At 69.4% G+C, this 12,782-nt stretch carries 8 protein-coding genes; 3 read left to right on the top strand and 5 right to left on the bottom strand.

Annotated elements, in window-relative coordinates; genetic code table 11:
• Both JWP65_RS11295 and JWP65_RS11290 read right to left on the bottom strand, forming a co-directional pair.
• On the bottom strand, positions 1 to 1,664 hold a 1,664-nt coding region (locus JWP65_RS11295; protein WP_299763733.1), incomplete at its 3' end, for a gamma-glutamyltransferase family protein.
• 117 nt (positions 1,665 to 1,781) lie between these two features.
• A complete protein-coding gene (locus JWP65_RS11290; protein ID WP_299763731.1) occupies positions 1,782 to 2,741 on the bottom strand; it encodes a tripartite tricarboxylate transporter substrate binding protein in 960 nt (319 codons plus the stop codon).
• A gap of 82 nt (positions 2,742 to 2,823) precedes the next feature.
• Here JWP65_RS11290 and JWP65_RS11285 point away from each other — a divergent pair, with 82 nt between their 5' ends.
• From JWP65_RS11285 to JWP65_RS11275, 3 genes are read left to right on the top strand one after another with little or no spacing between them, the layout of a single operon-like run.
• Positions 2,824 to 3,696, top strand: a complete 873-nt coding sequence (locus tag JWP65_RS11285) for a LysR family transcriptional regulator (protein ID WP_299763729.1) — start codon at positions 2,824 to 2,826, stop codon at positions 3,694 to 3,696.
• 30 nt (positions 3,697 to 3,726) lie between these two features.
• Positions 3,727 to 4,371 carry an endonuclease III gene (gene nth, locus JWP65_RS11280; RefSeq protein ID WP_299763727.1) on the top strand — a complete coding sequence of 215 codons (645 nt, stop codon included), beginning with the start codon at positions 3,727 to 3,729 and terminating at the stop codon, positions 4,369 to 4,371.
• A gap of 47 nt (positions 4,372 to 4,418) precedes the next feature.
• On the top strand, positions 4,419 to 4,700 hold the full coding sequence (locus tag JWP65_RS11275) for a hypothetical protein (RefSeq protein WP_299763725.1): 282 nt from the start codon (positions 4,419 to 4,421) through the stop codon (positions 4,698 to 4,700).
• A 9-nt stretch (positions 4,701 to 4,709) separates the two neighbouring features.
• Here the strand turns inward: JWP65_RS11275 and JWP65_RS11270 are convergent, their stop codons facing one another.
• Genes JWP65_RS11270 through JWP65_RS11260 form a run of 3 tightly spaced genes read right to left on the bottom strand, consistent with a single transcriptional unit; the run spans position 4,710 to position 12,636 of the window.
• Complete coding sequence (locus tag JWP65_RS11270) at positions 4,710 to 6,176, bottom strand: efflux transporter outer membrane subunit (protein WP_299763723.1); 1,467 nt, start codon at positions 6,174 to 6,176, stop codon at positions 4,710 to 4,712.
• Entirely contained in the window at positions 6,173 to 9,418 is a 3,246-nt protein-coding gene (locus JWP65_RS11265; protein WP_299763721.1) for an efflux RND transporter permease subunit, read from the bottom strand. Before JWP65_RS11265 ends, JWP65_RS11270 begins: the two co-directional genes overlap by 4 nt.
• Complete coding sequence (locus tag JWP65_RS11260) at positions 9,415 to 12,636, bottom strand: efflux RND transporter permease subunit (protein ID WP_299763719.1); 3,222 nt, start codon at positions 12,634 to 12,636, stop codon at positions 9,415 to 9,417. Before JWP65_RS11260 ends, JWP65_RS11265 begins: the two co-directional genes overlap by 4 nt.
• Positions 12,637 to 12,782 lie beyond the last annotated feature (146 nt).

Genomic DNA, 12,782 nt, shown 5'->3' with positions numbered 1-12,782 from the left:
CCCGCAGCCAGTCCGTCGCGCCTGGAATCGCTTGCGGCGATGTAGCCTTTCGTTTTCGTATCGCCGGCGCGCCAGATGAACTGGCCGGCGCCGAAGTCCTGGTAGCTGTCGTTGATCACTTCCAGCTTGTGGCCGCGGCCGATCAGCGCCTGCACGGTGGCCTTGTCCATCTGCTGCTCGACGTTGAGCGCCAGTCCCGCGTTGAAGCGCCAGCGTGGCGCGTCGCAGGCAGCCTGCGGACTTTGCTTGTAATCGAGCATGCGCACCAGGGTTTGCATATGGCCCTGCGGCTGCATGTTGCCGCCCATCACGCCGAAACTCATGACCGGCTCGATGTCGCGGACCGTGAGCCCCTGTCCCCGGCCCTCTTGCCCGGGGACAGGCTGGGAACCGGCCTTCGGCCGGCTCAGGAAGGCCGGGATGATGGTGTGGAACGGCCGCTTGCCCGGCGCCACCTGGTTCGGCCCGGGCTTCAAGCTGAAGCCGTGGCCGCGGTTCTGCAGGCTGATGCCGAAGCTCGGCTCGACCGCGCCCGAGCCGAATCCCATGTAGTTGCTCTGGATGAAGCTGACCATCATCCCGTCTTCGTCGGCAACCGTCAGGTAGATGGTGCCGCCCTTGGCGACGTTGCCGGCGCCGAAGTCCTGCGCCCGCTTCATGTCGATCAGCCGGGCGCGGCTGGCCAGGTAGCCGTCGTCCAGCAGTTGCGCTGCCGTCACGTCCATGGCGGAGCCTTCGGCGACGAACTTGTAGACGTCGGCGAAGGCCAGCTTCATGGCCTCGATCTGCAGGTGCTGCGCGTCGGGGCCGTCCACCTTCATCCCGGCCAGGTCGAACTTGTCCAGGATGCCCACGGCCATCAGCGCCGCGATGCCCTGCCCGTTGGGCGGGATCTCGTGCAGCGTGTAGCCGCGGTAGTCTTTGTCGATCGTCTTGACCCACTCCGGGCGAAAGCCGGCGAAGTCCTGCACCGCCAGGGCGCCGCCCTGCTCGCGGGAAAAGCGCACGATGGCCTGCGCGATCTCGCCGCCGTAGAAAGCCTGGCCCCTGGTCGCCGCGATGGCGCGCAGCGCCCGCGCCGCCGCCGGAAACTGGAACAGCTCGCCGACCTTGGGCGCGCGGCCCCAGGGCAGAAAGCTTTGCGCGAAGCCCGGCTGGCTCCGCAGTTCCCCGGTCGCGGCCAGCCACTTTTGCTGCACCACCACCGGCAGCAGGTAGCCGCGCTCGGCGATCTCGACCGCCGGCTCCAGCAGGTCGGCGAACGCCAGCTTGCCGAAGCGCTCGGACAACGCCACCCAGCCGGCCACCGCGCCGGGCACGGTGACCGAGTCGATGCCGCGCTTGGGCGGGGTGGCGGCGTCGCCGTACTTGCTGGCGAAATAGCCGGGCGTCCAGGCCGCCGGCGCCGGGCCGGAGGCGTTCAGGCCGTGCAGTTCCTTGCCGTCCCACAGGATGGCGAAGGCATCGCTGCCCAGGCCGTTGCTGACCGGCTCGACGATGGTCATGGCGGCGGCCGCGGCGATGGCGGCATCGACCGCGTTGCCGCCCTTCCACAGCATGCGCAAGCCGGCCTGGGCGGCCAGCGGATGCGAGGTGGAGACGACGTTGCGCGCGAAGACCGGGATGCGCGCGGTGGGATACGGATTGGCGAAGTCAAAGTTCATGATGGCTATGTTTTCCTGGTGTCATCCGGGCGCATGGTTGTCATCCCCGGGCTTGACCCGGGATCCATGGGCGCCGTCGGGGATTGCGGGTCAAGCCGCAATGACAAAGGTGTCGGGTCAATCGGCCGTCAGCTTGCGCTCGTCGATGATCTTCTTCCACTTGGCGCGGTCGGCGTTGGCCATGGCGGCGAACTGCGCCGGCGTGCCGCCGGCCGGCTCGATGCCCAGGCGGGCCAGCCTGTCCTTGACGTCCGCATCTTGCAGCGACTGGTTGATGGCGCTGCTCAGGCGGTTGACGATCTCGGGCGACACGCCCTTGGGGCCGTACAGGCCGAACCAGGTCACCGTCTCGTAGCCGGGCACGCTCTCGGCGATCGCCGGCAGGTCGGGCAGCAGCGCCGAACGCTTGGCGCTGGTGATGCCCAGTGCGCGCAGCCGCCCTTCCTTGACGTGCGGCAATCCGCTGGGCAGCGAGTCGAACAGCACGTCCACCTTGCCGCTCACCAGGTCAGGGATCGCCAGCGCCGTGCCGCGGTAAGGGATGTGCACCATGAACAGGTTGGCCTGCGCCTTGAAGTACTCGGTGCCCAGGTGCACCACGGTGCCGTTGCCGCTGCTCGCGTAGTTCAGCTTGCCGGGGTTCTTGCGCGCGTAATCGACCCACTCCTTGACCGATTTGGCAGGCGCCGAGTTGGGCACCAGCATGATGCTGGGCGCGCTGCCGACGTGCGAGATCGGGGTGAAGTCATTGACGGCGTCGTACGGCACCTTGCCAAAGCTCGGGCCGATGCTGTGGGTGCTGGTGGTGGCCAGCAGCAGCGTGTAGCCGTCCGCCAGCGCCTTCGCCACCAGGTCGGAGCCGATGGTGCCGCCGGCGCCCGGCTTGTTGTCCACCACCACCGGGACGCCCAGCCGCTCGCCGAGTTTCTGCGAGACGGCGCGGGCGAAGATGTCGGTGGCGCCGCCGGCCGGGAACGGAACCACCAGCCGGATCGGCTTGGTCGGATAGCCCTGGGCATGGGCAGGCGCGACCAAGAGGCTGGTGGCGGCAACGAGGAGCGAGGCGAGCAACTTCATGGGGCCCATCATAGGAACCGCGACGGCAAAGGAAAAGCGAATAATCCTTTAACCACGCTAAAGCCGTGCTTTACGATGAGGGATGAGCAGCATCCGCATCCTGCGCACCTTCTCGGCCGTGGCCGCCGAGGGTTCGTTCGCCGCCACTGCGGCCCGCGTGGCGCTGACGCAGGCCGCCGTCGGCCAGCAGATGCGGGTGCTGGAGGCCGAGTTGCGGCGGCCGCTGTTCGAGCGCCAGGGCAAGGCGGTGGTGCTGAACGAGGCCGGCCGCGCGCTGGTGCCGCAGGTGCGCCGCCTGCTGGGGCTGTACGACCAGATGCTGGCGCCGGGCGCCGGCAGCCACGCCATGGCCGGTACGGTGCACCTGGGCGCGGTGGTGTCGGCGGTGCGGCCGCTGATCCAGGCCACGCTGACGCTGAAGGCGCGCCATCCGGCGCTCGACCTGCACGTGTCCGCCGCCAAGTCGATCGAGCTGGTGGAGCGGGTGCAGGCCGGCGAACTCGATGCCGCCGTCGTCGTGCGCGAAGCCGGCTCGGCGCGGCCGCAGCTGGCCTGGACCCCGCTCTACAGCGAGGCGATGGTGCTGCTGCTGCCGCGCAAGCTGCAGGAAGCGCCGCTGCGCACGCTGCTGCAGGCGCAGCCCTTCATCCGGTTCGATCCGAGCCAGCACACCGGCCGGCTGGTCGAACGCACGCTCAAGCGCCTGCGTGCCAGGCCGCAGGAATTGCTGGAGCTCAATGCGCTGGAGACCATGGTGGACCTGGTGCGTTCCGGCCTGGGCATCACGCTGGTGCCGCTGCTGCGCGACGCCCGCTGGCAGGCCGACACCAAGCTGCGGGTGCTGGAGATTCCGCAGGCCGAGGAGCGCCGGATGGCGCTGGTGCAACGGCGAGACTCGGGCAAGGGCGCGCTGCTGGCGGCGGTGGCGCGCGAGTTCCAGGGCAAGCTGCCTTGAGTTGCCCGGCTCCCCGATAGACTCCGCCGCATGAAAGACCAGGACGTCGAGCCCTTCTTCGCGACGCTGCGCGCGGCCAACCCCATGCCTGCCAGCGAGCTCGAATACAGCACGGTGTTCGAGCTGCTGGTGGCGGTGCTGCTGTCGGCGCAGGCCACCGACGTCGGTGTCAACAAGGCCACCCGGCGCCTGTTCCCTGTGGCCAACACGCCCCAGGCCATCCTGGACCTCGGGCCGGCGGGGCTGGAGGAGTTCATCAAGACCATCGGGCTGTACCGGATGAAGGGCAAGCACCTGCTGGAAACCTGCCGCATGCTGGTGCAGCGGCATGGCGGCGAGGTGCCGCGCGACCGCGCGGCGCTCGAAGCCCTGCCCGGCGTCGGCCGCAAGACGGCCAACGTGGTGCTCAACGTCGCCTGGGGCGAGGACGCGATGGCGGTCGACACGCACATCTTCCGCGTCAGCAACCGCACCGGCCTGGCGCCGGGAAGGAATCCGCTGGAGGTGGAGAAAGGCCTGATGCGGCGCGTGCCGACCGAGTACCGGGTCGATTCGCACCACTGGCTGATCCTGCATGGCCGCTACGTCTGCGTGGCGCGCACGCCCAAGTGCTGGCAGTGCGCCGTCGTTCAGTACTGCGATTACCAGCCGAAGACGCCGCCGCCCAAAGGCTGAGCTGGCGCGCCGGTGTCACAATGGCCGCAAGCAATTCGAGGCCGCCAATGGACGACAAGGAACTGAAAGACACCCTCGAGGTGCACACCCAGAGCATCCAGGGCATGCTGGACAACCAGCTGATGCTGGCGGCGCAGGTGCAGGTGCTGCAGGCCGCGCTGGCCACGGTGCTGCTGCACCACGGCGACCGTCCCACCCTGCTGCGGACCTTCCGCGGCTACATGAAGATCTCCAAGGAATCCACGCCGCAGCTGTCGCGGCACATGGAGGCCCTGGAGGGCGGCATGCTGGCGCTGCTGGGGCAAGGGACGGAGCCGGACAAGGGCTGATCCCGGAGGTCACGGCCCGCGCCAGCCGCCTCCCAGCGCCTGGATCAACGCCACCGCCGCCACCTGGCGATCGATCTGCGCCTGCACCAAGGCGCGGCGGGCGCTGGCGGCGCTGGCCTGCGCCTGGATCACCTCGGTGTAGTTCACCTGGCCGGCCTGGTAGCGGTTCAGCACCTGCTGCTCCACCAGCTCCGAGGCGCGCGCCGCCTGCAGGCGCAGCACCTGCTGCTGCTGCAGCACGCGCAGCGCCACCAGCTGGTCTTCCACGTCCTGGAACGCCTGCAGCACCGCCTGCCGGTAGGCGGCCGCGGCCTGGTCCAGCGCGGCGCGTGACTGGTCCACGCGCGCGCTGGTGGCGCCGGCGTCGAACACGATCTGTGCCACCGAAACCCCCAGCGCCCAGACCAGGCCCGACGCGCTGAACAGGTCGCCCAGGCTGGCGGCGCTCTGGCCGACCGAGCCGGACAAGCCGAAGCTGGGGAAGAAGGCGGCGCGGGCGATGCCGATCTGCTGGTTGGCACGCGCCATGCGCCTCTCGGCCGACGCGATGTCGGGCCGGCGCTGCAGCAAGGTCGACGGCACTTCCGGCGGAAGCGCCGGCACCCGCGCCGTCCACTTCGGATCCACAGCAACGGCGAAGTTGGCCGGCGCCTTGCCCACCAGCACCGCGATGGCGTGCTCGAACACCGCGCGGGTGCGCTCCAGCCCCAGCATTTCGGCGCGGCTGTTGGCCAGCTGGGTCTCGGCCTGCAGCACGTCGGTGCGCGCCACCACGCCGGCCTGGTAGCGGTTGCTGGTGATCTGCAAGGTGCGCTCGTAGCCCTTGAGCGTCTGGGCCAGCAAGCCGGCCTGCATGTCGGCTTCGCGCAGGCCGAAGTAGTTGGCCGCCAGCTCGCCTTGCGACGCCAGCAGCGCCGCCGCCAGGTCGGCCCGCGCGATCTGCTCGCCGGCGCGGGCGCTGTCCACGCCCAGGCGCAGCCGGCCGAACACGTCCGGCTCCCAGCTCACGCCCATGCTCACCTGGTAGCTGCGGCTGGTGGCGCGACTTTCACCGCCGCTCACGTTGCGACCGGCGTCCAGGCCCACTTGCGGAAACAGGCTGGCGCGCAGCTCGCGCGTGATGGCGCGCGACTGCGCATAGGCCGCGATGGCGGACGCCACGTTCTGGTTGGAGACCTCGACCTGCGCCGCCAGCGCGGAGAGCACCGGGTCGTCGAACAGCTGCCACCAGGGGCCCCGCTCGAGCGTGTCGGCCGGCGCCGCCGGCACCCAGGCGCCGCGCCCTTGCTTGAAGGCCACCGGGGTCTCAACCACCGGCACTTCGTACCTGGGTTGGAGCGAGGCGCAGCCGGCCAGCAGGAGCGCCAGAACGAGCAGCGCAGGGCGTGCAAGGCTTGCCCTGCGCACCTTGGGGCTGGCCGGGGGGACGGTACGCGGCAAGGCCGCACACCCTGGGGGAAGGTGATTTTTTTTCATGCGTTCGAAGCTTGCGCGTCGGCGTGGCGTGCCAGCTGGCCCTCGAGCGGGCTGCGCCGGCGCAGCTTGTCGAGCAGCAGGTAGACCACCGGCGTGGTCAGCAGCGTGATCACCTGGCTGGCCAGCAGGCCGCCGACGATGGTGATGCCCAGCGGGCGGCGCAGCTCGGCGCCCTCGCCGAAGCCGATCGCCAGCGGCAGCGCGCCCAGCGCCGCGGCCAGCGTCGTCATCAGGATCGGGCGAAAGCGCAGCAGGCAGGCCTCGCGCACCGCGTCGTACGGCGCCAGGCCGCGCGAGCGCTCCGCATCCAGGGCGAAGTCGATGATCAGGATGGCGTTCTTCTTGACGATGCCGATCAGCAGAAACAGCCCGATCAGCGCCATGATCGAAAAATCCAGCTTGAACAGCAGCAGCGCCAGCACGGCGCCGATGCCGGCCGAAGGCAGCGTCGACAGCACCGTGATCGGGTGCACCAGGCTTTCGTACAGCACGCCCAGCACGATGTAGATGACGACGATGGCCGCCAGGATCAGCATCGGCATTTGCTGCTGCGACTGCTGCGCCGCCGCCGCCGTTCCCTGGAAGCTGCCACGCACGTTGGTCGGCATCCGGATCTCGGCCTCGGCCGCCCGCACCGCGGCTTCGCCCTGCGCCATGTTGAAGCCTTCGGCCAGGTTGTACGAGACGGTGGTGGCCAGCTCGGCGTCCTGGTGCTCGATCGAGGTGGCGGTGGGCCGCTCGGTGAATTTCGCGACGGCCGACAGCGGCACCATCGTGCGCGCCGCGCCGCTCACCGCGGCACCGGTGGACGCGTCGCGCAGCGCTGGGTTGGCCGAAGAAGTGCCGGTGGTCGCGGTCGCGGTCGGGGCGATGCCGGTGGCGCTGGCCGATGCCTGCGCCGTGGCCGGCCCGGTATTGTTGGCCGGCACATAGACGTCTTTCAGGTCTTCGGGGCTGCGGATGTAGCGCCGCGCCACCTGCATCACCACCCGATACTGGTTCAGGTCGTCGTAAATGGTCGCCACCTGGCGCTGGCCGAAGGCGTTGTACAGCGCGTTGTCGACGTCGCGCGAGCTGATGCCCAGGCGCTTGGCGCTTTCGCGATCCACCTCGACGAAGGTCTCGACGCCGTTCTCCTGCTGGTCGGTGTCCACGTCCACCAGCGCCTCCTGCCGCTTCATCGCCTCGGCCAGCCGCACCGCCCAGAGCTTGAGGTCCTGCTCGTTGTCCGACTTGAGCGTGTACTGGAAGGTGCTGTTGCTCTGGCGGCCGCCGACGCGCAGGTCCTGCACCGGGTTGAGGAAGATGCTCAGCCCGGTGATCTGCGCCAGCTGCGGGCGCAGCCTGGCACCGACGGCCTCGGCGCGGGCTTGGCGGTCTTTCTTGAGGTTGACGAACATGAAGCCGCCGCCGGCCCGGCTGCCGCCGGTGAAGGCCACCACCGTGTCGACGGCCGGGTCGGCGCGGATGATCTCCACCGCCTCGCGCAGCTTGGCCTGCATGGCCTGGAACGAAATGCTCTGGTCGGCGCGCAGGCCGCCCTGCATCTGGCCGGCGTCCTGGCGCGGGAAGTAGCCCTTGGGGATCTTGATGAACAGGAAGGCGTTCAGCCCGATGATCAGCGCCAGCAGCAGCAGCACCAGCCATTGCGCCGACAGCGCCCAGTCCAGGGCGTGCTCGTAACCCTTCTGGATGGCGGCGAACATCCGCTCCAGGCCGCGCGAGATGCGCCCGGGCGGCTGCGCGCGCGCGTGCGGGCGCAGCAGCCAGGCGCACATCATCGGCGTGGTGGTCAGCGAAATCACCAACGAGATCAGCACCGCCGCCGACAGCGTCACCGCGAACTCGCGGAACAGCCGGCCTTCCTGGCCGCCCATGAACAGCAGCGGGATGAACACCGCCACCAACGACAGGCTGATCGACAGCACGGTGAAGCCGACCTCGCGCGCGCCCAGCAGCGCCGCTTCGAAGCGGTTCATGCCGGCCTCGACGTGGCGCGCCGTGTTCTCCAGCACCACGATGGCGTCGTCGACCACGAAGCCGGTGGCCACCGTCAGCGCCATCAGCGACAGGTTGTTGAGCGAAAAGCCCAGCACGTACATCACCGCGAAAGTGCCCAGCAGCGACACGATGGTGGCGGCGGCCGGGATGAAGGTGGCGCGGGCGCTGCGCAGGAACACGCTGACCACCAGCACCACCAGCAGGATCGAGATGAACAGCGTGATCTCCACCTCGTGCAGCGAAGCGCGGATGGAATTGGTGCGGTCCGAGGTGACCTGCAGCTTGATGTCGTCGGGCAGCGCCTGCTGCAGCGACGGCAGCAGGTCGCGCACGCCGTCCACCGTCTCGATCACGTTGGCGCCAGGCTGCAGCGTGACGGTGACGATCACCGCCGGCTGGCCGTTGAACAGCCCCAGCGTGTTGATGTTCTCGACCCCGTCCTGTACCTCGGCGACGTCGGACAGCCGCACGGCGGCGCCGTTGCGCCAGCCGACCACCAGGTTGCGGTAGTCGGACGCCGACTTGCCGCCGTTGGCCATGCCGGTGGTGGTGTAGACCTGCATGCGCTGGCCGTTGACCTCGACGTCGCCCTTGGGCCGGTTGGCGGTGCCGGCCTGCAGCGCGGCGCGGATGTCCTCGGTGGCGATGCCGTAGTGGTTCAGCGAAAACGGAATCAGCTCGACCCGCACCGCCGGCTGCGAGCCGCCACCGAGCTCGACGTCGCCGACGCCGGAGACCTGGGCGATCTTCTGCTGCACGATGTTCGACACCGCGTCGTAGATCTGGCCCGGCGTGCGGGTGTCCGACGTCAGCGCCAGGATGATCACCGGCGCCGCCGACGGATTCGCCTTGCGGTAGGTCGGGTTGCTGCGCAGCGTCGCGGGCAGATCGCTGCGCGACGCGTTGATCGCTGCCTGCACTTCGCGGGCGGCCGCGTCGATGTCGCGATTCAAGGCGAACTGCAGCGTGACGCGGGCGCTGCCGCTGCTGCTGCGCGACGTCATTTCGTTGACGCCGGCGATGGTCCCCAGCCGCCGCTCCAGCGGCGTCGCCACGCTGCTGGCCATGGTCTGCGGGCTGGCGCCGGGCAGGCTGGCCGAGACCGAGATCACCGGAAAGTCGACCTGCGGCAGCGACGCCACCGGCAGGTGGAAAAACGCGGCGATACCGGCCAGGGCGATCCAGACGGTGAGCAGCACCGTGCCGACCGGGCGGCGGACGAAGGGGGCGGAGAGGTTCATCTTGCTCCTTCGGAAGCGCCCTCACCCCTGCCCTGTTCTCCTGCCCCCTCCCCCTCGGGGGCCCGGTTGGGGCGGGGGCGCCCCGCAAGGTCGCTCTTGTTCCACCGGCGCCCCACCCGGTCGAACGCCAGATAGATCACCGGCGTCGTGAACAGCGTCAGCAACTGGCTGACGATCAAGCCGCCGAAGATCGCCAGCCCCAGGGGACGGCGCAGCTCGGCGCCTTCGCCGAAGCCCAGCATCAGCGGCACCGCCGCGAACAGCGCCGCCAGCGTGGTCATGATGATCGGGCGAAAGCGCAGCAGTGCCGCCTGGTGGATCGCCTCGCGCGGCGGCTTGCCTTCGTCGCGCTCGGCGTCCAGCGCGAAGTCGATCATCATGATCGCGTTTTTCTTGACGATGCCGATCAGCAGGATGATGCCGATGATGCCGATCACCCCCAGGTCGTTGCCCGAGATCATCAATGCCAGCAAGGCGCCCACGCCCGCCGACGGCAGCGTCGACAGGATGGTCAGCGGGTGGATGTAGCTCTCGTACAGCACGCCCAGCACGATGTAGACGCACACCACCGCCGCCAGGATCAGCCACAGCTGGTTGGCCAGCGAAGTCTCGTAGGCGCCGGCGGCGCCCAGGAAGGTGGCCGTGACGCCAGCCGGCAGCTTCATGTCGGCGATCACGGAGCGGATCACGTCCACCCCGGTGCCCAGGGCCACGCCTTCGGCCGTGTCGAACCCGATGGTGGCGGCAGGATACTGCGCCACGTGCGTGATCTGCAGCGGCGCCTGCCGCTCCACGATGCGCGCCACCGCCGACAACGGCGTCGGCTCGCCCGAGCCGGTGCGCAGCTGCAGCACCTTCAGCGCATCCACGGTGGCGGCCTTGTCGGTGCGCGCCTCCAGGATCACCCGGTACTGGTTGGTCTCGGTGAAGATGGTCGAGACGATGCGTTGTCCGAAGGCGCTGTACAGCGCGTCGTCGATGCTCGCGGTGCTGATGTTCAGCCGCGCCGCCGTGTCGCGGTCGACCTCCACGTACACCGCCGCGCCGCGCGCGCCGGCGTCGGTGGTGGCGTTGCGCAGCTTGGGCTGCTGCCGCAGCCGCTCCACCAGCCTGGCCGCCCAGGCGTCGACGGTGGCCGTGTCGGCCGCTTCCAGCGCCACGCGGTACTGCGTCGGCCCGCTCTCGGACTCGATGGTCAGGTCCTGCACCGGCTGGAAGTAGAGCGTGGCGCCGGGCACTTTCTGGGCCCGCCGACGCAGGCTGGCGATCACGTCTTCCAGACCGCCACGCCCGCTTTTCAGGTTCACCAGCATGCGGCCGGTGTGCAGCATGGTGTTGTTGGCCGCGTCGACGCCGACGAAGCTGGCGATGGTGGCGACCGCCGGGTCTTGCATCAGCTCGCGCGCCACCGCCTGCTGCAATTGCGCCATCATCGGATACGAGATCGACTGCATCGCCTCCACCCGCACCTGCAGCTGGCCGGTGTTCTGGGTCGGGAACAGGCCCTTGGGAATCCAGATGTACAGCAGCACCGTCAGCACCAGCGTGGCCAGCGCCACCAGCAGCGTGAGCTTCTCGCGCGCCAGCACCCAGGTGAGCGACTGGTCGTAGCGGTGGATCACGCGGTCGAAGCTGGTCTGGATCCTGGCGCCCAAGCCGCGCTGGGACCCGTGAGCCGGTTTCAGCCAGCGCGCCGCCATCATCGGCACCAGCGTCAGCGAAACCACCATCGAGATCAGGATGGTGACGGCCAGCGTCACCGCGAATTCGCGGAACAGCCGGCCGATCACGTCGCCCATGAACATCAGCGGGATCAGGACAGCGATCAGCGACACCGTCAGCGAAATGCTGGTGAAGCCGATCTCGCTGGCGCCCTTGAGCGCGGCTTCCATCGGCGGGTCGCCTTGTTCGATGTGGCGCGTGATGTTCTCGATCATCACGATGGCGTCGTCCACCACGAAGCCGGTGGCGATCGTCAGCGCCATCAGCGACAGGTTGTTCAGGCTGTAGCCCAGCAGGTACATCACCCCGCAGGCGCCGATCAGCGAGATCGGCACCGACAGGCTGGCGATCAGCGTGGCCCGCGGGCTGTGCAGAAAGGCGAAGATCACCAGCACCACGAACACCACGGCCAGGATCAGCTCCAGCTGCACGTGGTGCACGGAAGCGCGGATGCCGGTGGTGCGGTCGGCCAGCACGTCGAGCTGGATCGCGCCGGGCAGGCCGGCGGTCAGCTCGGGCAGGCGGGCCTTGATGGCATCGACGGTGGCGATCACGTTGGCGCCGGGCTGGCGCTGCACGTTCAGGATGATGGCGGGTTCCAGCTGTCGACGGGCCCCTAGACAGTTGCCCGCCTCGGGGGGCGGACGCGCAGCGGCCTGGGGGCACATGGCGGCCCAGGCGCCGAGCTTGACGTTCTCGGCGCTTTGCACCACCTGCGCCACTTCGTGCAGCCGCACCGGCGCGCCGTTGCGGAACGAGACGATCAGGTTGCTGTAGTCCTCGACGGTCAGCAGCTGGTCGTTGGAATTGATGGTGTACGAGCGGGTTGGGCCGTCGATGCTGCCCTTGGCCGCGTTGGCGTTCGCGCTGGCGATCGTCGTGCGGATGTTGTCCAGCGTCAGGCCCATGGCGGCCAGTGCCCGGTTGTCGGCCTGGATGCGCACGGCGGGCCGCTGGCCGCCAGCCAGCGAAACCAGGCCGACACCGCTGACCTGGCTGATCTTCAGCGCCAGCCGGGTGTCGGCGATGTTGCGCACCTGCGTCAGCGGCAGCGTCTGCGACGTCAGCGCCAGCGTCAGCACCGGCGCGTCGGCCGGGTTCACCTTGGCGTACACCGGTGGCGCCGGCAGGTCGGCCGGCAGCAGCGAGCCACCGGCATTGATGGCGGCCTGCACCTGCTGCTCGCCCACATCGAGGGCGACGCCCAGGCCGAACTGCAGCGTGATGATGGAAACGCCGGCGGCGCTGCTCGAAATCATGCGGTCCAGCCCCGGCATCTGCCCGAACTGCCGCTCCAGCGGGGCGGTGACGGTCTGCGCCATCACCTCGGGACTGGCGCCCGGGTACAGCGTCTGCACCTGGATGGTGGGGTAGTCCACCTGCGGCAGCGCCGACAGCGGCAGCAATCGGAACCCGATCAGGCCGGCCAGCACGATGGCCAGCATCAGCAGCGAGGTGGCGACCGGCCGCAGGATGAAAGGACGGGAGGGGTTCATGCGCCCTCCGCCGCTGGCGCAACGCTCATCACTGCGGCGCGCTCGCGGCTTCGCGGCGGCGTTGCTGGCGCGCGGCCCGCTCTTGCGGCGTGCGCGCTTGGCGGGCGGGGCCGGCGTCGCTGGAACCGGCGCCCATCATGGCCGAG

This window comes from Ramlibacter sp., from assembly GCF_028292805.1.
In the GTDB taxonomy this organism is placed as follows: Bacteria; Pseudomonadota; Gammaproteobacteria; order Burkholderiales; family Burkholderiaceae_C; genus Ramlibacter.
This window is presented reverse-complemented; position numbering and strand designations above follow the sequence as displayed.

Bases quoted from the DNA above. Each gene is read 5' to 3' on its own strand.
- JWP65_RS11265 (WP_299763721.1), bottom strand. From the start codon at position 9,418: ATGAACCTCTCCGCCCCCTTCGTCCGCCGCCCGGTCGGCACGGTGCTG.
- JWP65_RS11285 (WP_299763729.1), top strand. From the start codon at position 2,824: ATGAGCAGCATCCGCATCCTGCGCACCTTCTCGGCCGTGGCCGCCGAG.
- JWP65_RS11270 (WP_299763723.1), bottom strand. From the start codon at position 6,176: ATGAAAAAAAATCACCTTCCCCCAGGGTGTGCGGCCTTGCCGCGTACC.
- JWP65_RS11260 (WP_299763719.1), bottom strand. From the start codon at position 12,636: ATGAACCCCTCCCGTCCTTTCATCCTGCGGCCGGTCGCCACCTCGCTG.
- JWP65_RS11290 (WP_299763731.1), bottom strand. From the start codon at position 2,741: ATGAAGTTGCTCGCCTCGCTCCTCGTTGCCGCCACCAGCCTCTTGGTC.
- JWP65_RS11275 (WP_299763725.1), top strand. From the start codon at position 4,419: ATGGACGACAAGGAACTGAAAGACACCCTCGAGGTGCACACCCAGAGC.
- nth (WP_299763727.1), top strand. From the start codon at position 3,727: ATGAAAGACCAGGACGTCGAGCCCTTCTTCGCGACGCTGCGCGCGGCC.